This window comes from Streptomyces sp. NBC_01268 (assembly GCF_036240795.1).
Taxonomy (GTDB): domain Bacteria; phylum Actinomycetota; class Actinomycetes; order Streptomycetales; family Streptomycetaceae; genus Streptomyces.
The window spans coordinates 6,267,751-6,286,720 of sequence record NZ_CP108454.1 but is presented as its reverse complement, the minus strand read 5'-3'; the positions used below and the strand labels follow the sequence as shown (position 1 = coordinate 6,286,720).

The window sequence follows — 18,970 nt, the reverse complement described above, 5'->3', positions numbered from 1 at the left end:
CCGATCTCAGTCGCAGTCGCGGCAGATCGGCTGACCGTTCTTCTCCCGAGCCAGCTGGCTGCGGTGGTGCACGAGGAAGCAGCTCATGCAGGTGAACTCGTCGGCCTGCTTGGGCAGGACCCGGACGGCCAGCTCTTCGTTCGAGAGGTCCGCGCCGGGAAGCTCCAGGCCTTCGGCGGCCTCGAACTCGTCGACGTCGACGGTCGAGGTCGACTTGTCGTTCCGGCGGGCCTTCAGTTCTTCAAGGCTGTCCGAGTCGACGTCGTCGTCGGTCTTGCGTGGGGTGTCGTAATCCGTTGCCATGTCGCTCTCCCCCTCTGGGTGGTTTGCGGTGTCTCCAGCGCACGTAACGCGTGAGAGGCCGGACTTGTGCCCGACCCGAGGCGGAGATTTTGCCTCACATCAAGGTCTGTTACTCAATCGACACCCAATCCGCCCTCTCAGGAGTGAGCGGCTTTGGGTGGCGAACCGGACCGTACACGGTCCGTCGGCCTTCCCTCTCGGGTGCCACCCCGTGTACTTCCCGTCAATCAACCCCCTGGAAACCCGGACTTTTCCGGGTTTTTTGAGGGAATTCGCGATCACGGAGAGTGGAGGTTCGGACACCCACCCCTGTGATCGATCACACAGGACCGTCTCAGGAGTGAGGACCGGAAATTCCGCGCAAAGCGAACAGATCCGGTCGGCTCGTGCAGTGTGTCAGATCGGCAGAGTGACACGCATCACGAGGCCACCGCCCTCGCGGGGCTCCGCGATGATACGGCCGCCATGGGCGCGGGCGACGGAGCGCGCGATCGACAGGCCGAGGCCGACGCCCTTGTCGCTGCCGGTGCGCTCCTGCCGGAGGCGCCGGAATGGCTCGAAAATGTTGTCGATCTCGTACCCGGGGACCACCGGACCCGTGTTCGTGACCACCAGGACCGCCTGGCCGTTCTGGGTCTCGGTGGTGACGTCGACCCAGCCGTCCTCCGGGAGGTTGTACCGGACGCCGTTCTGCACCAGGTTCAGGCAGATGCGCTCCAGCAGGACGCCATTGCCCTGGACGACCGCCAGGGCGCGCTCGCCCCGGATCTCCACGCCCTTGGCCACGGCCTCCGCGTGCACCTGGTCGACGGCCCGCGAGGCCACCTCCGCGAGGTCCACGGGCTTGCGCTCGATCATCTGGTTGTCGCTGCGGGCCAGCAGCAGCAGGCCCTCGACCAGCTGCTCGCTGCGCTCGTTGGTCGCCAGCAGCGTCTTGCCCAGCTGCTGGAGCTCCACGGGCGCCTCCGGATCGGAGAGCTGGACCTCCAGCAGGGTGCGGTTGATCGCGAGCGGCGTGCGCAGCTCGTGCGAGGCGTTCGCGACGAAGCGCTGCTGGGCGCTGAACGCCCGCTCCAGGCGCTCCAGCATCTCGTCGAAGGTGTCCGCGAGCTCCTTCAGCTCGTCGTCCGGGCCGTCCAGCTCGATCCGGCGGGAGAGATCGGATCCGGCCACCTGGCGGGCGGTCCGGGTGATCCGGCCCAGCGGGGAGAGCACCCGGCCCGCCATCGCGAAACCGAACGCGAAGGCGATGATGCTCAGCCCCAGCAGCGCGAAGAGGGAGCGGCGCAGCAGGTCGTCCAGGGCGAGGTCGCTCTGGTGGCGCAGACACATCGTGACGGCGTTGTTGAGCTGCTCGCCGGTGGACTTCTCGGGGAGCTCGCACCAGTCGGTGGTCGGCTGGACGGTGCCGCTGACGACCTTGAAGGGCAGCTGGGAGGTGCTGTCCCGCAGGGCCTGCGCGGTGAAGAGGTAGATGATCGCCAGGAGCAGGATGCCCGCGATCAGGAACATCCCGCCGTACAGCAGCGTGAGTCTTATCCGGATGGTCGGACGCAGCAGCGGGCGGACCGGGTCACGGGGGTCCCAGGTCGGCTTCGGGGGCGCGTTCAGGGGCGCCGGGGTCTGGGTCATCGCTCAGATCCGGTAGCCGGAGCCGGGGACCGTGACGATGACGGGCGGCTCGCCCAGCTTCCGGCGCAGGGTCATGACGGTGACCCGGACCACGTTGGTGAACGGGTCGGTGTTCTCGTCCCAGGCCTTCTCCAGGAGCTGCTCGGCCGAGACGACGGCTCCCTCGCTCCGCATCAGGACCTCCAGGACGGCGAACTCCTTGGGCGCCAGCTGGACCTCCTTGCCGTCACGGAAGACCTCGCGGCGGTTGGGGTCCAGCTTGATGCCGGCCCGCTCCAGGACGGGCGGCAGCGGCACGGTGGTGCGGCGGCCCAGGGCCCGCACGCGAGCGGTGAGCTCGGTGAAGGCGAAGGGCTTCGGGAGGTAGTCGTCGGCGCCCAGCTCCAGGCCCTCCACGCGGTCGCTGACGTCGCCGGCGGCGGTGAGCATCAGGACGCGGGTGGGCATGCCGAGCTCGACGATCTTCCGGCAGACGTCGTCACCGTGGACGAGCGGGAGGTCCCGGTCGAGCACGACGACGTCGTAGTCGTTGACGCCGACCCGCTCCAGGGCCGCGGCGCCGTCGTACACGACGTCGACGGCCATGGCCTCCCGGCGCAGTCCGGTGGCCACCGCATCGGCGAGCAGCTGCTCGTCCTCGACGACGAGTACACGCACGTCTGTAAGTCCTTTCCTGGCGCCCTGGTCCGGACCGCGGACAGGGCGGGTCTGCGCACTGACTGTGCGTGTCCATCCTGCCCCTAACGCGCGTAAACCGGCCGTAAGGCGGCGGTCCGGCGCCTCCACGGCGGAGTCGGCTCGTGCTCTGTCGGGAAGAATTCACCTGATTCGCGCGCCAGTTGAGGTTTCTCTGAGGAACGGTCTGGGGAGGACGACTGCACACCCCGAGATCACGCCCTGTAGGTGGCACGCCACCTACCGCTCTCTGTCCCCCAGAGGTAGCAGTGTGTGATCCGCCCACCCCCGGCACTCCCCGTGCCACCGACCCACGACGAGGGGGCGCACGATGGACGCTTTCACCGCAGGCCTGCTGCACCGCATCAAGGCCGCTCAGTCCGACCTCACGCGCGCTCGTGAGACGGGCGACGACTTCCTCGCGGACGTCGAGCAGGCCGAGCTGGACGACCTGCACCGCCTGGCCGCCGAACACGGTGTGGAGGTCGGCGCGGCCTGCGCCTGACCCCCCGGACATGGGTGGGCCCCCGAAGCCGTCGGCTTCGGGGGCCCACCCATGTCCGCTGTCCGCGCGGGGCCGCTCAGTCGTGCCAGGCCCCGGCTTCCTCCAGGTACTCCTGCAACGGCCCGAAGACGCCCTCGGAGGCCGCCAGCACCAGCTCGCCCGACGCCCGCTCCCCCGGACGGCCGCCCGTCAGCGCGCCCGCCTCGCGGGCGATGAGGTCGCCCGCGGCCAGGTCCCAGGGGTTGAGGCCGCGCTCGTAGTACGCGTCGAGGCGGCCCGCGGCGACGTCGCAGAGGTCGATCGCCGCGGAGCCGCCGCGGCGGATGTCGCGGACGCGCGGGATGAGGCCCTGGGCGACGTCCGCCTGGTGGGCGCGGCGGCTCTGGACGTACGCGAAGCCGGTGCCCACGAGGGCCTGGTCGAGCTCCGGGGAGGGGCGGACGGCGAGGCGCCGGTCGCCCAGCCAGGCGCCGCCGCCGAGGACGGCGTGGAAGGTCTCGCCGCGCAGCGGGACCTCGACGACGCCGACGACGCTCTCCCCGTCGCGCTCGGCGGCGATGGAGACGGCCCAGGTCGGCAGGCCGTAGAGATAGTTCACGGTGCCGTCCAGCGGGTCGATCACCCAGCGGATCCCGCTGGTGCCGGGGCTGGCGGCGCCTTCCTCGCCGAGGAAGCCGTCGTGGGGGCGGTGCTCGGAGAGGAAGCCGGTGATCAGCTTCTCGGCGGCGATGTCCATCTCGGTGACGACGTCGATGGGGCTGGTCTTGGTCTTCGCCACGGCCAGGTCGTCGGGCCGCCCGTCGCGCAGCAGCGCGCCGGCTCGGCGTCCGGCCTCCAGGGCCAGGTCGAGCAGCTCCCGCAGCAGCGGGTCGGTCACGGGGGAATCGGTCACGGGAAGGCTCCTCAGGCGTACGGGCTGTCGGCGCCGGCCGCCGCGGGGCGCTCAGCGCGCGCGGGGCAGCAGCCGATCGGGCAGAGGTCGTGCGACGGGCCGAGCGCGCCCAGGGCGCAGCGCTCGGCGCGCTGACCGCGCTCTGCCGCCGCGCGCTCCAGGACGAGCTCGCGCACGGCCGCCGCGAACCGCGGGTCGGCGCCGACGGTCGCCGAGCGCCGGACCGGGAGGCCCAGCTCGGCGGCCTTGGCGGTGGCCTCCGTGTCGAGGTCGTAGAGGACCTCCATGTGGTCGGAGACGAAGCCGATGGGCACCATGACGGCCGCGGGCGCCCCGGCCCCGTGCAGCGTCTCCAGGTGCTCGCAGATGTCCGGTTCCAGCCAGGGGATGTGCGGGGCGCCGCTGCGCGACTGGTACACGAGTTGCCAGGGGTGCTCGACGCCGGTCTCTTCGCGGACGGCGTCGACGACCAGCCGGGCCACGTCCAGGTGCTGCTTCACGTAGGCGCCGCCGTCGCCGTGGTCGGTGACGGGGCCCGAGCTGTCGGCGGCGGAGTCGGGGATGGAGTGGGTGGTGAAGGCGAGGTGCGCGCCGGCCCGCACGGACGGGTCGAGCTCGTCGAGCGAGGCGAGCACGCCCTCGACCATGGGGCGGACGAAGCCGGGGTGGTTGAAGTAGTGCCGCAGCTTGTCCACCCGGGGTAGCGGGAGGCCCTCCGCCTCCAGCTCGGCGAGGGAGTCGGCCAGGTTCTCGCGGTACTGGCGGCAGCCGGAGTACGAGGCGTACGCGCTGGTGGCGAGGACGGCGATGTGGCGCCGGCCGTCGGTGATCATCTCGCGCAGGGTGTCGGTGAGGTACGGCGCCCAGTTCCGGTTGCCCCAGTAGACCGGCAGGTCGAGGCCGGCCTGGCCGAAGTCCTCGCGCAGGGCGTCGAGCAGGGCGCGGTTCTGCTTGTTGATGGGGCTGACGCCACCGAAGAGGAAGTAGTGCTGCCCCACTTCCTTCAGCCGTTCCTTGGGGATGCCGCGGCCGCGGGTCACGTTCTCCAGGAACGGGACCACGTCGTCCGGGCCCTCCGGGCCACCGAAGGAGAGCAGCAGCAGGGCGTCGTACGGGGCGGGATCGAGCTCGTCGGACATGGCACCGATCCTCCCACCCGCCTCGGACAGGCGAAGGCTCGCCCCGACCGAAAAAGTGGGTGACCAGACCAGTTCAACACCGTAGGCTTTAGCTATTAATTACACGTGTTGAGCCGACACGTGTGGAGTCGCCGCCCCGCACGGAAGCCCGGAGATCCTCTTGCCCAGTCCCTATCGCGCGATCTTCGCGGCCCCCGGCAGCACCTTGTTCTCCGTCGCCGGCTTCCTGGGCCGGATGCCGCTGTCCATGATGGGCATCGGCATCGTCACCATGATTTCGCAGGTCACCGGCCGGTACGGGCTCGCCGGCGCGCTGTCCGCGACCCTCGCGGCCTCGGCCGCCGTGCTCGGCCCGCAGATCTCGCGCCTGGTCGACCGCTACGGCCAGCGCCGGGTGCTGCGCCCGGCCACCCTGATCTCGCTCGTCGCCGGCGCCGGGCTGCTGCTCTGCGTCCAGCAGAAGGCCCCGGACTGGACCCTGTTCGTCTTCACCGCCTTCATCGGCTGCGTGCCCAGCCTCGGCGCGATGACCCGGGCCCGGTGGGCGAACATCTACCACGGCGAGGCCCAGCGACTGCACACGGCGTACTCCTGGGAGTCGATCGTCGACGAGGTGTGCTTCATCTTCGGTCCGATCATCTCGATCGGTCTGTCGACGATCTGGTTCCCGGAGGCCGGTCCGCTGCTCGCCGGCGTCTTCCTCGCCATCGGCGTCTTCTGGCTCACCGCCCAGCGTGCGACCGAGCCCGCCCCGCACCCCCGCACCGACCAGAGCGGCGGCTCCGCCCTGCGCTCGCCCGGACTGCAGGTCCTGACGCTCGCCTTCGTCGCCACCGGAGCGATCTTCGGCTCGGTCGACGTCGTCACGGTCGCCTTCGCCGACGAGCAGGGCCACAAGGCCGCCGCGAGCCTGGTCCTGGCCGTCTACGCGCTGGGCTCCTGCGTCGCCGGTGCCGTCTTCGGACTGCTCCACGTCAAGGGCGAGCCGTCCCTGCGCTGGCTCGTGGGCGTCTGCGCGATGGCCGTGAGTATGATCCCCCTCCTACTGGCCGGGAACCTGCCGTTGCTGGCCGTGGCGCTCTTTGTCGCGGGCCTTTCCATCGCGCCGACGATGGTGACCACCATGGCCCTCGTCGAAGCGCACGTACCGCGCACCCAGCTGACCGAGGGCATGACCTGGACCGGGACCGGCCTCGCGATCGGCGTGGCGCTCGGCTCCTCGGCCGCCGGCTGGGTGGTCGACGCCTCCGGGGCGGAGGCGGGGTACGTGGTGCCCGTCGCCTCGGGTGCGCTCGCGGTCGCGGTGGCGCTCCTGGGCCACCGCCGGCTGCGCAGGCCGGTGCCGACGCGGGAGGGGCAGAGTGGGCGAGAGCACGAACCAGCGGTGGGGGAACAGCGGGACGGCGAGCGGAACATGGCGTAACTGGGCGGGGAACGTCACCTCCCGTCCCGTACGGGAGGTGAGCCCGGCCTCCGCCGAGGAGCTCGCCGACACCGTGCGCAAGGCGGCCGAGGACGGGCTGCGGGTGAAGACGGTCGGCACCGGCCACTCCTTCACCTCGATCGCGGCGACGGACGGCGTGCTCGTCCGGCCCCATCTGCTCACCGGGATCCGCCGGATCGACCGCGAGGCGATGACCGTCACCGTGGAGTCCGGCACCCCGCTGAAGCGGCTCAACGTGGCGCTGGCCCGGGAGGGCCTGTCGCTCACCAACATGGGCGACATCATGGAGCAGACCGTCGCCGGGGCCACCTCCACGGGCACCCACGGCACCGGGCGCGACTCGGCCTCGATCGCCGCGCAGATCCGCGCGCTCGAACTGGTCACCGCCGACGGGCACCTGATGACCTGCTCCCCCACGGAGAACCCCGAGGTGTTCGCCGCCGCCAGGATCGGCCTCGGCGCCCTGGGTGTGGTCACCGCCCTCACCTTCGCCGTGGAGCCGGTCTTCCTGCTCACCGCGCGGGAGGAGCCGATGTCCTTCGACCAGGTGACCTCGGAGTTCGACGCGCTCCACGCGGAGAACGAGCACTTCGAGTTCTACTGGTTCCCCCACACGGACAACTGCAACACCAAGCGCAACAACCGCAGCGCGGGTCCCGCGGCCCCGCCCGGGAAGGTGAGCGGCTGGATCGAGGACGAGCTGCTCTCCAACGGGATCTTCCAGGTCGCCTGCGCGGTCGGCCGCGCCATGCCGCCGCTCGTCCCGTCGATCGCGAAGGTCTCCAGCCGGGCGCTGTCGGCCCGTACGTACACCGACATCCCCTACAAGGTGTTCACCTCGCCGCGCCGGGTGCGCTTCCTGGAGATGGAGTACGCCCTGCCGCGCGAGGCGGCCGTGGCGGCGCTGCGCGAGCTGAAGGCGATGGTGGAGCGCTCGCCGCTGAAGGTGAGCTTCCCGGTGGAGGTGCGGACGGCACCCGCCGACGACATCGCGCTCTCGACCGCCTCGGGCCGGGAGTCGGCGTACATCGCCGTGCACCTCTACAGGGGGACGCCCCACCGCGCGTACTTCACCGCGGTGGAGCGCATCATGACCGCGCACGGCGGCCGCCCGCACTGGGGCAAGGTGCACACCCGGGACGCCGCCTACTTCGAGAAGGCCTATCCACGGTTCGCCGAGTTCACGGCGCTGCGCGACCGGCTCGACCCCGAGCGGCGGTTCGCCAACGACTACCTGCGCCGGGTCCTGGGCGACTGACCGTCACTCGGCCGCGCCGTCCGCCGGGTCCCCGGCGGTCGGCGGGGCCGGCGGCGCGGTGGTCGGCGGCGTCGTCGGGGGCGGGGTCGTGCCTCCGTCGGTGAGCCCGGTCGACTTCGAGGGTGTCGGCGTGGGGGTGGGCGTGGTGTCGGGGGTGGCCGGAGCCGACGGGGTGTCACCCGGGGTGGGGGTCCCGCCGTCCTTCCGCTCCTGGCGCCCGTCGCCGCCCGGCGTCGAGGACGGGGTGACGCCCGGCTCGGACCGCTCCTCGTTCCGGGAGCCGCCGTCGCCGCGGACCGCCGAGCCGAAGGTCGTGGTGCCCTTGGTGCCGCTGAGGTCCTGACCGGAGGTCAGTTCGTACGCGGTGATGCCGCCCATCGCGAGGAGGAAGACCGCGGCGGCGCCGACGGCTGAGCGCTTCCAGCCACGGACCCGGGTGCCGTGCGTGGTGGGCGCGCCGAACTCCTCGCTGTACGGCACTCCGTACGGCTCCTCGCCGTATCGCCCGGGCGTCTGGGGCCCCTTCGGCCGGGGCGCGGTCGTGGCGGCGTGCATCTGCTCGCCGGTGCGCTTGAAGAGGTGCTGGAGGAGCGGACCGCCGCAGGTGGCGATGACACTGATCACACCGGCGCCGAGGATCGTTCCGTAGACGCCCAGCGTGGACGCCAGTTTGGCGGCGACCACCGCCGCGACGGCGCTGCCGGCGACCTGAGGCACGCTCAGGTCGAATCGTTTCTTCTCTTCCGCGGCCTCCGCGCCGGGATTCGGCCTGTGCAGCATGTCCAACCCCTGCTTGTTCATTCGTTCCACCATGCACCCAGAAGGGACAAATGAACGAAGTGATTAGTTCCGTTTCTGACGCTTCTGTGAAGAGGGACACGCATACCGGAAGATCGCGGAGACTCAACTCCCGTACCCCCCGAGAAGTTGGGCGGCGCGCCGGTCCACCCAGGTGGCCCGAATGGAGTACTGTGGCGAACCCTGGGTCCGGATTCCCCCATGGGCGTCCGGAATCGACGGAAGGGGGCCGAAGGTGGCACTCGCACCGACGGCGCCACAGCACCGCACGGACACCCGCGACACAGCGTGACGTTTGGTCACTCTACGTCGCAAAAGGGTAACCGTGCCATAACGGCGTTCCAGGGTCCAGGCCCGACACGCCGGGCAACTCGGCAGGGTTGTGGCAGGCTGCACCCGGGCAGGCCACACTCGACTAGCGGAAGCAGCGACGCACGTGACGTCGGCAGGCACCACCCGGGAGGTTCCCATGCCCGAACTGCGTGTCGTGGCCGTCTCGAACGACGGCACACGACTGGTGCTGAAGGCTGCTGACAGCACGGAGTACACACTTCCGATCGACGAGCGGCTGCGTGCCGCCGTGCGCAACGACCGCGCGCGCCTCGGTCAGATCGAGATCGAGGTGGAGAGCCACCTCCGCCCCCGCGACATCCAGGCACGGATACGTGCGGGTGCGTCCGCGGAGGAGGTCGCGCAGCTCGCCGGCATCCCCGTCGACCGGGTCCGGCGCTTCGAGGGCCCGGTGCTCGCCGAACGCGCGTTCATGGCCGAGCGGGCCCGCAAGACACCCGTGCGCCGTCCCGGCGAGAACACCGGCCCCCAGCTCGGCGAAGCCGTGCAGGAGCGACTGCTGCTGCGCGGCGCCGACAAGGACACCGTGCAGTGGGACTCCTGGCGCCGCGACGACGGCACCTGGGAGGTGCTGCTCGTCTACCGGGTCGCCGGAGAGGTGCACACGGCGAGCTGGACGTACGACCCGCCCAGGCGGCTCGTCCAGGCCGTCGACGACGAGGCGCGGGCGCTGATCGGCGAGACCGACGACACCCTCGCCGCCGCGCCGGAGCCCAGTTTCCCCTTCGTCCCCCGGATCGCCCGGCTGCCCCGGGACAGGCCGCTGGACCGCGCGCTCGACCGGCAGCTGGAGCGGGCGCCCGTGCCCGCGCCCGAGCCGGAGGAGGAGCGCGATTCGCTGACGAGCCTCCTGGAGGCGGTTCCCAGCTTCCGTGGCGACATGATCGTCCCCGAGCCTTCGGACACCACGGAGCCGTCCGACGAGGTCGAGGCCGAGGAGCCCCCGGCTCCGGCGGCCTCCGCGGGCGCGGGCGCTGCCTACGCCGACGTCCTGATGCCCCGCGCGGTGTCGGGACACCGCGACCGTCTCACCGGCACCACCGACCGGCAGGCCGAGGCGGACGGCGTCCGCCCGGGCCGCCGCGCGGCGGTCCCGAGCTGGGACGAGATCGTCTTCGGCACACGCCGGAAGAAGCAGGACTGACGCCTCCCGTACGGAGAAGGGGCCCGCGCCACCACGATGGCGCGGGCCCCTTCGTCATGCCGTGCGGCGTCGGCTACTGCGGGTCCGGGCCCGTGGCCACCGGCCTGGCCGGGTCGGAGGACCACTCGGACCAGGAGCCGGCGTAGAGCGCGGCGGGGATACCCGCGATCTCCAGCGCGAGCACCTGGTGGGCGCCGGAAACGCCCGAGCCGCAGTACACGGCGACCTCGGGGGCGTCGGCGGCGCCCAGGGCGGCGAACCGGTCCGCCAGCGCGTCCGCGGGCAGGAAACGCCCGTCGGCGGCGACGTTCTCCGTCGTCGGGGCCGAGACCGCGCCCGGGATGTGCCCGCCGACCCGGTCGATGGGCTCGACGTCGCCCCGGTAGCGCTCCGCCGCGCGGGCGTCCAGGAGCAGGCCGGAGCGGGCCAGCGAGGCGGCGGCGTCCGCGTCGAGCAGGCCGAGGGCACCCGGCGCGGGCGTGAAGTCACCCTCCCCGGGTACCGGGACGTCCTTCGACAGCTCCCCCGTCCAGGCGGCCAGGCCGCCGTCCAGGACCCGGACGTCCGGGTGGCCAGCCCAGCGCAGCAGCCACCAGGCACGGGCCGCGCCCCACCCCAGGCCGCCGTCGTAGACGACGACCGGCCGGTCCGCCGAGACACCCGCGCGGCGCATCACGGCACCGAAGGCGGCGACGTCCGGCAGCGGGTGCCGGCCGCCGCTTCCGGGCGGGCCCGCGAGCTCGGCGTCCAGGTCCACGTACACGGCGCCGGGGAGGTGGCCGGCCTCGTACTCGGGGCGTCCGGGCGGGCCGCCGAGGGTCCAGCGGACGTCCAGGAGGACCGGGGGCGTCGCCCCGGCCGACTCGCTCACGAGTTCGCTTGCGGAGATGATGGGCTTCATGGGTGCCATCCTCGCGCAGCCCACCCCCTGAGAACGTCCCTCGCACCGAATCCGCCGAGGCGCGCGGCACGTCCCGTGGTGCAACGATCGGCACGGGACGCCCGGCCGGTCCGCGTGTACGACGGGCGGACGGCGGGCAGGACCCGCCGGGGAGCCACTGTGCGGCCTGCCGGCCCCACCTCGTACGGCCACTGGCGAGGAGACGAAGACGATGACCGAGGCGACTCGGCGCACACCCGGTACACCCTGTTGGGTGAGCTTGATGGTGCATGGACTTGACGCGACGCAGGAGTTCTACGGCGCACTGTTCGGCTGGGAGTTCGTACCCGGCCCGCAGCAGCTCGGGCCCTACGTGCGCGCACTGCTCGACGGCCGGGAGGTGGCCGGGATCGGCCAGCTGCCCCCGGACCGGCATCTCCCGATCGCCTGGACCACGTACCTGGCCACCGACGACGCCGACGAGACCGCGGAGAGCATCCGCTGCTGCGGCGGCACCGTCGCGGTGGGTCCGCTGGACGCGGGCGAGGCCGGGCGGCTGGTGCTCTGCTCCGACCCGGCCGGCGCCGTCTTCGGCGTCTGGCAGGCCGAGGCCCACCACGGGACCGCGACGGCGGGCCCGCCCGGGACGCCCGTCTGGAACGAGCTCCTGACGTACGAGACGGGCTCGGTCGGCAAGTTCTACCAGACGATCTTCGGGTACGAGGTCGAGCCCGTCGTCTCGGCCGACTTCGACTACCTCACCCTCCACCTGGACGGTCGCCCCGTCGCCTCCCTGCACGGTGTGGGCTCCGCCCTGCCCCGGGACCGGGGCGCGCACTGGATGACGTACTTCGAGGTCGACGACGTGGACGACTCCGCCCGGCTCGTCACCGAACTCGGCGGCCAGGTCCTGCGCCCGCCGCGCGAGGGCACGGCGGGACGGCTGGCGCTGGTGGCGGACCCGGAGGGGGCGGTGTTCACGTTGGTGCGGTCGACGGGCGGGCGCTGAGGGCCGGGGCGGCCGGATCCCGGATCCGGCATCCCCGATCCGGCATCCCCCCGATCCGGCATCCCCGATCCACGATCCGGCATCCGCCTCCGCGGGCCCTACCGCCCGACCGGAACCCTCAGCTCCAGCTCCACCAGCCGCTCCGCCGGGAAGTGGAGCTCCTCTCCCCGCTCCTCCACGTACCGGACCGCCTCGGCGCGCAGCCCCGGGTGCGCGGAAGGGCGCATGCAGTAGCCGACGGCGCGGACCAGGGGGGCGAGGGTGTCGGGAGCGGCGCCCGGGACGTGGGGTTCGGCGGCGCCCTCCAGGTCGGGCACGAGGTGGTCGACGATGGTCAGGGGGACGCGGTTGCTGTTCTCGTACGGGGTCAGCCGGGCGAGGACGGTCTCCGTGCCGACCCGGGCGACGGGGACGCCGTAGTAGACGGCGGCGGTCAGCATCGCGGTGGAGAAGCAGCCGACGACGAGCTCGGGCCGGCAGCGCTCGTAGAAGGTCTCGGCGAGCAGGGGCCCGTCCAGGACGGTGAGGGTGACGCCCGCGCGGGCGGCCTCCTCGTGCAGCGCCCGGGAGTAGCGCGCCGGGGCCGTCGGGTGGGGCTTGAAGACCACGCTGCGGTGCCCGGCGGCCGCGGCGCCGCGCAGCATGCGCCCGTGCAGGTCCTCCTCCTCGTCGGCGGTGAGGATGCCGAGGACGGCGAGGTACTGGCCGAGCAGCAGGGCGGTGGGCTCGGCGGCGGCAGCGGCGGCGAGCCGGGCGTCGTCCGCGGCGGCCTCGGCGATCTCCCGGAGCACCGCGCGGAAGGCCTCGTCGGGGACGAGCTCGGCCCCGACCCCGTACTCCGTGAGGAGCAGGGGGCGCAGTCCGGGCACCAGGTCGAGATGGAGGACGCGGCGGATGCGGCAGGCGATGGACTGGGGCAGCTCGTCGCGGGTCGGGCCGTAGCTCATGAGCCCGTCCGCGTAGACCTGCACGGTGCTCTCGGCGAAGACGGCGGCGAGCGCCTTGGCGGGGTTGACCTGGATCGACTCCACGACGAGCTCGACGGTGGCGGTGCCGAGGCCCCAGGCGGTGCGGAACACGCGCTGCCAGAGGGGGGACTCCTCGGGGCGGGGTGACCAGGAGCTGGGGTGGTGCGGGTGGATCGCCTCGTTCCAGTCGACGACCTCGTCGAAGCGGGCGGCGATCGGCTCGTAGCCGGTCATGGCGTCGAGCCGGAGGGCGGTCTCGGGGATCTCGGCGTTGTTCGACACGAGGAGGAGGCGGCGGGCGTCGCCCGGGGAGCCGAACTGCCCGGCGTCGATCGCGGCGGACACCGTGGCGGCCCCGTACAGCGTCGACACCTGGAAGATCTGGATCCGATCGGTGATCGGCATGGTCAGGCGGCCTTTCCGGTGTCGCGCAGGCTCCTCAGGAGGGTGCTGCGGGTCGTGTCCATGGTCGCGAGGGTCTCGTCGAGGACCTGCTGCGGCATCCGGCGCAGGGCGTCGGTCACGTCGCGCCGGAGCCGCTTGGCCACGGCCGACTCGTACTGGTCGGACTTCGCCATGTGGAAGGCGATCATCGCGCAGTACGTGCGGACGGCCTTCGGAAGGAAACGGTCCGCGTCGCGGTCGCGGGAGACCTCTTCGAGGAGGAGGTCGTAGGAGGGAATGAAGTCCAGTTGCCGGTTGTCGGTGATCTGGGTGAGTGAGGTGGTGACTCCGCGCCGGTAGAAGACGCCGTGCAGGGAAAGCGCGGCATAGGTGCGGGCGGTGAGGTGCAGCCGCCAGATCCAGAGGCGGTCCTCGGCCGTCCGCAGTTTCGTCTCGAACCGCGAGGCACCGTTTTCGAACAGACGGGCGCTGTAGATGCCGAACGGGACGAACGGGTAGTCGACCATCGTCACCATGCTGGCGGGCGCGATGCCGTCCCGGGGGTCCATGACGGCGTCGCGCACCTTGGCCGGGGCGTAGCGGATCTGGCGGTTGCGCGCGGTCGACAGGACGTGGTCGGTGCGGGCGAAGTCGCAGCCCAGGCGGTGGATCCCGGCCGTCATGGCGGCCAGGTGGCCGGGGGCGTACCAGTCGTCGCCGTCGAGGAAGGTGAGGTAGTCGCCGGTGGCCGCGTCGATTCCGGTGTTGCGGGCCTGCGCGACGCCGAGGTTCGTCTCGTGGCGAATGACCCTGGCCTGTGGAATGCGGTCCTTCCAGCGGTCGAGGAGGTCGGGCGTCTCGTCCGTGGAATGGTCGTCGACCAGCAGGAACTCGGTGTCCGCATCCGCATTGTCCGCGAGACTGCGCAGGGTGTCGGGGGCATAGGGCCCGACATTGTGGAAGGGCACGACGACGGACAGTTTCGGCACTCGGAGATCCCCAACTCGCGTACTCGCGTACAGGTACTGGCGGGCAGACTAGACAGCGCTTTTCTCGGCTGGACGAGCCTCGTGTGCACGGGTGGTGAACTCTTGCCGTCCTGCCGGTTCGCGGACGCGGCGCCGGTGGAGCCAGGCGGTGGCCAGGAGGGCGGCGAGGGCCGCCGCGCCGACCGCGCCGCCCAGCTTGAGCCCGGGCGGCCGGAAGGAGCAGGTCACGGAGGTGGCCCGGCCGTCGAGGGGGACGGCGACGAGGCCGAGGCGGCTGCGGGCTGGCGTCAGGGGCGCGTCGCCGGCGGCGCAGCGCCAGCCGGAGACGCGGGGCACGGCGAGGACGGCGGTGCCGGTGCTGCCGGCGGGCAGGTCGGCGGTGAGGGTGTGGCCGGTGGTGCGGACGTCGGTCGCGCCGGTGGCGGTGAGCCCGCGTACGGCGGTGGTGAGGCGTTCCTGGACGAGGCAGCCGACGGGGTGGGCGGGCAGCTCGAGCCGGGGCCCGGCCTTGGCCTTGGGCGTCAGGTCCACGCGGACCTCTCCGGTGCCCGGAACGGTGCCGAGCGGCCGCATGGGGGCGAGGACGGACGGCAGCTTGCCGGCGAAATCGACCGGAGGGTGGCCGTCCAGGGCGGCGGCGCCCTGGAATTCCGGGCCCCAGAACCACACCTGGGAGCCCGCGGGGCAGCGCGCGGTGAGCGTGGTGCCGTCGCGCCTGGTGTCCGGGACGTCGTACACGGTGTGGCCGAGAAGGCGCTCCTGGCGCGCGAACGCGGAGTCGGCGCCCTTCCCCTTCGGGGGTGCCTCCGGGTGGACGGTGACGAGCGGCGGCACCGGGGTGTCGGTGACGGAGATCGCGGCCCTGGGGAGCCGGTCGACGGCGAGGGGCGCCTCGGGGGTCGAGCGCATCCGGGTGCCGATGGAGAAGATCGCGTCCGTGACGGGGTTGTCGAGGCTGACGGGGTGCCGGCCCTTGGCGTAGTAGCCGAAGCCGAGGCCGGCGAGGGTGCGGGAGTACGTGTCGGCGGTGAGGCTGCTGTAGTAGTCGGCGCCCTCGCCGCCGACGAGGAGGACGTCGTTGCCGCCGGGGACCTCGCCGGGGTCGGTGCGGTGGCGCGGCCAGGCGTCCTTCTCGGCCACGGCACGGCTCATGTCGGTGTGCCAGGGGCCGACCCGCGGCGCCCAGGACACCTTGGCGAGCTGCTGCTCCTCGATGCGCTTGCCGGTGACCAGGGTCTCGCCCGCCTGGCCGGCGAGCAGCAGCAGGACGGCGAGGACCGGGAGGGCCCTCCCGGTCCGGCGACCGGCGAACAGGGCCGCCGTGGCGGCGAGCACCGCCAGCACGGCCGCTCCGGCGGCGGCGGGGTAGGTCCAGCGGTCGATGTCGAGGCTGCCGCGGGCGGCCCAGGCGGCCCCCGCGAGCAGCGCGCCGCCGCCGAGGAGGGCCCCGGGCCGGGGCAGCCCCTGGGCCGTCGACAGCCAGGCGCCTATCAGCAGCAGGCCGCAGAGGACGAAGGTCTGGCGGTACGGGATGCCGTTGGGCGAGGCTCCGGCGTGCCAGAGCAGATGGGTCGGCTCCCACTGGAGGGACAGCGTGACCAGGACGATCGCGGCCGTCCAGCCGGTCCGTACGCGGACGGCGACCGCGCCGTTGAAGGGCAGGGTGAGGGCGAGCGCCAGCGCGGGGGTGCCGATGAACAGCGCCGGGCTGGCCACGCTCGCCGTGGCCGGCAGCAACCGGGCCAGGACGTCCGTCCAGGCCGCGGGGGCGAAGGCGGTGGGCGGGGTGGGGTCGGCGACCCTGGTGGCGAGGAAGATGACGACGACGAGCGGGGCGGCGAGCCCGATGCCGATGAGGACGCTGCGGGCGGCCCTCAGCAGGGCGGCGAGGCGCGGGCGACGGGCGAGGGCGCCTGACGGCCGGGGCCGGGAGCCGGGACCGGTGTCGTCGGCCGTCAGGAGGCGCACGGCGAGGACGACCGCGGCGCCGACGGTCGCCATGTACGCGGTGTAGAAGTTGGCGAACCAGGCGACGGCCACGACCAGCGGCCCGAGCACCGGCCGGCGTCCGCGGCGGGCCCACTCCCCCACCAGACACAGCAGCGGGAAGGCCACGAGCCCGTCCAGCCACATCGGCACGGTGGCACCGTAGTTGAAGGTCCAGCCGGAGAGCGCGTAGGCGGTGCCGAGCACCGTCGCCACCGGCCAGGGGCCACGACGCAGGGTGAGCAGCAGGGCCGCCATGCCCGCCGCCGCGGCGGCGATCTTGGCCGCGGTGACGACGTACAGGGCGAGTTCGGGCCGGTCGGCCGGGAAGAGGAGGACGAGCAGGTCGAAGGGGCTGCTCAGGTAGGTGCCGAAGTCACCGAGGAAATTGGATCCAAAACCCGATGACCAGTTGAGGAACAGGTCGCCCTCGGTCTGACCGAGGAGCAGCTTCCGCCAGTACGCGTGGAACGGCAGATACTGCTGGCCCAGGTCGACGATGTTGCGGGTCCTGGATCCGAAGGGATAGCTGCCCGCGAGCGCTCCGGCGAGACAGAAGAGCAGGCCGGTGAGGAGACCGGCACCGGCCGCCGCCCGGAGCCTCGGCCGGGACGGGGAGGACTCGGTCTCGGCAGCGGGTGGCACACGTCCTCCAGAGGCGGTTCGGCCGGGCGGGCTGATCCTCGTAGGGCAGATCGCCGTAGGGCAGATCGTCGTAGAGACGCATTACCGCCGAGCCGCACGACCCCCGACCGAGCGGGAGGAGGTCCCCGGGCGCACCTCAGGTGAACAGCGGGTGCCCCCGGCCGTCCGCCGCGGACCTTCCCCGCACCCGCCGGTCCGCCCGCCCTCCCCATGTCGGTGATGTGCCCTAACATGCAGATCCGGACATCACCTCGGCTCACGCACAGGACGGATTCCCCCATGAGCGCCGTCGGACGGCTGATCGTCATCGTTCTCTTCGAGGGCGTCGACCTGCTCGACGTCACGGGGCCGCCGGAGGTGTTCGCCCTGCTGCGGCGCGAGACGGACGACGCGACGGGCTATCGGGTGCTCCTCGCCGCCGAGACGATGGACCCCGTCACCACCTCTGCCGGGGTGCGGGTCCTCCCGGACGTCACGTTCGAGGAGGTGGCCGCGCGCCCCATCGACACCCTCCTGGTGCCCGGTGCGGTCGAGGTCGACGACCTGCGCCGGGTCCGCGCCCTCGTCGACCCGGGCGTGGTGGAGCGGGTGCGGCAGCTGGCGGCGCGGACCCGGCGGGTGACCTCCGTCTGCGTCGGGGCGCACATCCTCGCCGCCGCCGGCCTCCTGGACGGCAGGCGCGCCACCACCCACTGGTCGACCGCCCGGCAGCTGGCCGACGACCACCCGGCGGTCGAGGTCGACGCCGACCCGATCTTCATCCGCGACGGCGACGTGTGGACGGGCGCGGGGATCAGCTCCTGCCTCGACCTGGCGCTCGCCCTCGTCGCCGACGACTTCGGCGAGACCACGGCGCTGCGCGTCGCCCGTCAACTGGTGATGTACCTGAAGCGGCCCAGCGGCCAGAGCCAGTTCAGCGTCCCCCTCGAACCCGTCTCCACCACCCGCCGGATCGAGGACCTGCGCCACCACATCACGCGCCACCTCGGCGAGCCGCTCACCCTCGCCGACCTCGCCGAGAACGCCCACATCAGCGAGCGCCAGCTCACCCGGATCTTCAAGGCCGAGCTGGGCATGACCCCGAGCGCGTACGTCGAGTCGGCGCGGGTGGAGCGGGCGCGCCATCAGCTGGAGTCCACCGACGCCACCCTGGAACGGATCACGACCCTCTGCGGGTTCGGGACGACGGACACCCTGATCCGGGCGTTCCGCCGGCGCCTCGACACGACGCCCATGGAGTACCGGCGCCGTTTCCGGGCCGTCCCCGACTGAGCCGCCCGGTGCTCAGCCCAGTGGGACCGGCAGGACGTCCGGTGGTTCAGCCCTGCGGGACCGGCAGGACGTCCGGGGAGAGTGCGGCGGCACGGGCCGAGGAGGCCGTCATGCGGCGCCGGTGGTGCCGGCGGCACAGCACCTCGTAGCCGACCTCGTCCCCCGCGTTGACGTCGCCGACCACGACCTGGGCGCCCTCGACGACCATCTCGCCGCCGACGGTGCGCGCGTTGTGGGTGGCGCGGGCGCCGCACCAGCAGAGGGCCTCGACCTGGAGGACCTCCACCCGGTCGGCCAGCTCGACGAGCCGCTGCGAGCCCGGGAAGAGCTTGGACCGGAAATCGGTGGTGATGCCGAAGGCGAAGACGTCGAGTTCGAGGTCGTCGACGACCCGGGCGAGCTGGTCGATCTGCTCGGGCGCGAGGAACTGGGCCTCGTCGGCGATGACGTAGTCGCACCGCCCGCCCTTGGACAGATGGGCGACGAGGTACGCGTAGAAGTCGAAGCCCTCCGCCGCCTCGACGGCGTCGGTGACCAGGCCGAGCCGGGAGGACAACTTGCCCTCGCCGGCCCGGTCGTCCCGGGTGAAGATCATGCCCTGGAGTCCGCGGGCGGACCTGTTGTGCTCGATCTGAAGAGCGAGGGTGCTCTTTCCGCAGTCCATCGTTCCGGAGAAGAACACCAGCTCGGGCATGG

The 18,970-nt window shown here is 72.4% G+C and carries 17 protein-coding genes; 6 read left to right on the top strand and 11 right to left on the bottom strand.

Annotation, left to right across the window (positions count from 1 at the left end):
- Positions 1-6: 6 nt before the first annotated feature.
- The 3 genes from OG309_RS28335 to OG309_RS28325 all read right to left on the bottom strand — a co-directional run bounded on the left by OG309_RS28335 (position 7) and on the right by OG309_RS28325 (position 2,592).
- On the bottom strand, positions 7-303 hold the full coding sequence (locus tag OG309_RS28335) for a DUF4193 domain-containing protein (protein ID WP_003955561.1): 297 nt from the start codon (positions 301-303) through the stop codon (positions 7-9).
- 396 nt (positions 304-699) lie between these two features.
- A complete protein-coding gene (locus OG309_RS28330; protein ID WP_329424982.1) occupies positions 700-1,935 on the bottom strand; it encodes a sensor histidine kinase in 1,236 nt (411 codons plus the stop codon).
- Between the two features lie 3 nt (positions 1,936-1,938).
- Complete coding sequence (locus OG309_RS28325; protein WP_046911485.1) at positions 1,939-2,592, bottom strand: response regulator transcription factor; 654 nt, start codon at positions 2,590-2,592, stop codon at positions 1,939-1,941.
- 349 nt (positions 2,593-2,941) lie between these two features.
- Here OG309_RS28325 and OG309_RS28320 point away from each other — a divergent pair, with 349 nt between their 5' ends.
- Positions 2,942-3,115 carry a hypothetical protein gene (locus OG309_RS28320; protein ID WP_165961865.1) on the top strand — a complete coding sequence of 58 codons (174 nt, stop codon included), beginning with the start codon at positions 2,942-2,944 and terminating at the stop codon, positions 3,113-3,115.
- A 76-nt stretch (positions 3,116-3,191) separates the two neighbouring features.
- Here OG309_RS28320 and OG309_RS28315 read toward each other — a convergent pair whose 3' ends face one another.
- Together OG309_RS28315 and OG309_RS28310 are read right to left on the bottom strand one after the other, a co-directional pair.
- Positions 3,192-3,992: an inositol monophosphatase family protein gene (locus OG309_RS28315; RefSeq protein ID WP_329428585.1), complete on the bottom strand. Its 801-nt coding sequence runs from the start codon at positions 3,990-3,992 to the stop codon at positions 3,192-3,194.
- A 26-nt stretch (positions 3,993-4,018) separates the two neighbouring features.
- Complete coding sequence (locus OG309_RS28310; protein ID WP_329424980.1) at positions 4,019-5,146, bottom strand: ferrochelatase; 1,128 nt, start codon at positions 5,144-5,146, stop codon at positions 4,019-4,021.
- Between the two features lie 160 nt (positions 5,147-5,306).
- Between OG309_RS28310 and OG309_RS28305 the strand changes: the two genes are divergently transcribed.
- Both OG309_RS28305 and OG309_RS28300 read left to right on the top strand, forming a co-directional pair.
- Positions 5,307-6,569 carry an MFS transporter gene (locus OG309_RS28305; protein ID WP_329424979.1) on the top strand — a complete coding sequence of 421 codons (1,263 nt, stop codon included), beginning with the start codon at positions 5,307-5,309 and terminating at the stop codon, positions 6,567-6,569.
- Complete coding sequence (locus tag OG309_RS28300; protein ID WP_329424977.1) at positions 6,508-7,848, top strand: D-arabinono-1,4-lactone oxidase; 1,341 nt, start codon at positions 6,508-6,510, stop codon at positions 7,846-7,848. Before OG309_RS28305 ends, OG309_RS28300 begins: the two co-directional genes overlap by 62 nt.
- A gap of 3 nt (positions 7,849-7,851) precedes the next feature.
- On the opposite strand, the gene OG309_RS28295 is transcribed toward OG309_RS28300, so the two are convergent.
- A complete protein-coding gene (locus OG309_RS28295) occupies positions 7,852-8,628 on the bottom strand; it encodes a hypothetical protein (RefSeq protein WP_329424976.1) in 777 nt (258 codons plus the stop codon).
- A gap of 454 nt (positions 8,629-9,082) precedes the next feature.
- On the opposite strand from OG309_RS28295, the gene sepH reads away from it, so the two are divergent.
- A complete protein-coding gene (gene sepH, locus OG309_RS28290; RefSeq protein ID WP_329424973.1) occupies positions 9,083-10,141 on the top strand; it encodes a septation protein SepH in 1,059 nt (352 codons plus the stop codon).
- A gap of 73 nt (positions 10,142-10,214) precedes the next feature.
- On the opposite strand, the gene OG309_RS28285 is transcribed toward sepH, so the two are convergent.
- A complete protein-coding gene (locus OG309_RS28285; RefSeq protein ID WP_329424972.1) occupies positions 10,215-11,042 on the bottom strand; it encodes a sulfurtransferase in 828 nt (275 codons plus the stop codon).
- 211 nt (positions 11,043-11,253) lie between these two features.
- On the opposite strand from OG309_RS28285, the gene OG309_RS28280 reads away from it, so the two are divergent.
- Entirely contained in the window at positions 11,254-12,030 is a 777-nt protein-coding gene (locus tag OG309_RS28280) for a VOC family protein (RefSeq protein WP_329424971.1), read from the top strand.
- A 98-nt stretch (positions 12,031-12,128) separates the two neighbouring features.
- On the opposite strand, the gene OG309_RS28275 is transcribed toward OG309_RS28280, so the two are convergent.
- From OG309_RS28275 to OG309_RS28265, 3 genes are read right to left on the bottom strand one after another with little or no spacing between them, the layout of a single operon-like run.
- On the bottom strand, positions 12,129-13,403 hold the full coding sequence (locus OG309_RS28275; RefSeq protein WP_329424970.1) for a polysialyltransferase family glycosyltransferase: 1,275 nt from the start codon (positions 13,401-13,403) through the stop codon (positions 12,129-12,131).
- A 2-nt stretch (positions 13,404-13,405) separates the two neighbouring features.
- Positions 13,406-14,371 carry a glycosyltransferase family 2 protein gene (locus OG309_RS28270; RefSeq protein ID WP_329424968.1) on the bottom strand — a complete coding sequence of 322 codons (966 nt, stop codon included), beginning with the start codon at positions 14,369-14,371 and terminating at the stop codon, positions 13,406-13,408.
- A 48-nt stretch (positions 14,372-14,419) separates the two neighbouring features.
- Positions 14,420-17,002, bottom strand: coding sequence for a YfhO family protein (locus tag OG309_RS28265; protein WP_329424966.1), 2,583 nt, complete (start codon positions 17,000-17,002; stop codon positions 14,420-14,422).
- Between the two features lie 279 nt (positions 17,003-17,281).
- Here OG309_RS28265 and OG309_RS28260 point away from each other — a divergent pair, with 279 nt between their 5' ends.
- Positions 17,282-18,274: a GlxA family transcriptional regulator gene (locus tag OG309_RS28260; RefSeq protein ID WP_329424964.1), complete on the top strand. Its 993-nt coding sequence runs from the start codon at positions 17,282-17,284 to the stop codon at positions 18,272-18,274.
- 46 nt (positions 18,275-18,320) lie between these two features.
- Here the strand turns inward: OG309_RS28260 and OG309_RS28255 are convergent, their stop codons facing one another.
- A complete protein-coding gene (locus OG309_RS28255) occupies positions 18,321-18,968 on the bottom strand; it encodes a thymidine kinase (RefSeq protein ID WP_329424961.1) in 648 nt (215 codons plus the stop codon).
- Between the last annotated feature and the right edge of the window lie 2 nt (positions 18,969-18,970).

Excerpts from the sequence above, each read along its gene's own strand:
- OG309_RS28255 (WP_329424961.1), bottom strand. The coding sequence starts at position 18,968 with ATGCCCGAGCTGGTGTTCTTCTCCGGAACGATGGACTGCGGAAAGAGC.
- OG309_RS28280 (WP_329424971.1), top strand. The coding sequence starts at position 11,254 with ATGACCGAGGCGACTCGGCGCACACCCGGTACACCCTGTTGGGTGAGC.
- OG309_RS28320 (WP_165961865.1), top strand. The coding sequence starts at position 2,942 with ATGGACGCTTTCACCGCAGGCCTGCTGCACCGCATCAAGGCCGCTCAG.
- OG309_RS28275 (WP_329424970.1), bottom strand. The coding sequence starts at position 13,403 with ATGCCGATCACCGATCGGATCCAGATCTTCCAGGTGTCGACGCTGTAC.
- OG309_RS28285 (WP_329424972.1), bottom strand. The coding sequence starts at position 11,042 with ATGAAGCCCATCATCTCCGCAAGCGAACTCGTGAGCGAGTCGGCCGGG.
- OG309_RS28295 (WP_329424976.1), bottom strand. The coding sequence starts at position 8,628 with ATGCTGCACAGGCCGAATCCCGGCGCGGAGGCCGCGGAAGAGAAGAAA.
- OG309_RS28260 (WP_329424964.1), top strand. The coding sequence starts at position 17,282 with ATGAGCGCCGTCGGACGGCTGATCGTCATCGTTCTCTTCGAGGGCGTC.
- OG309_RS28335 (WP_003955561.1), bottom strand. The coding sequence starts at position 303 with ATGGCAACGGATTACGACACCCCACGCAAGACCGACGACGACGTCGAC.
- OG309_RS28330 (WP_329424982.1), bottom strand. The coding sequence starts at position 1,935 with ATGACCCAGACCCCGGCGCCCCTGAACGCGCCCCCGAAGCCGACCTGG.
- OG309_RS28310 (WP_329424980.1), bottom strand. The coding sequence starts at position 5,146 with ATGTCCGACGAGCTCGATCCCGCCCCGTACGACGCCCTGCTGCTGCTC.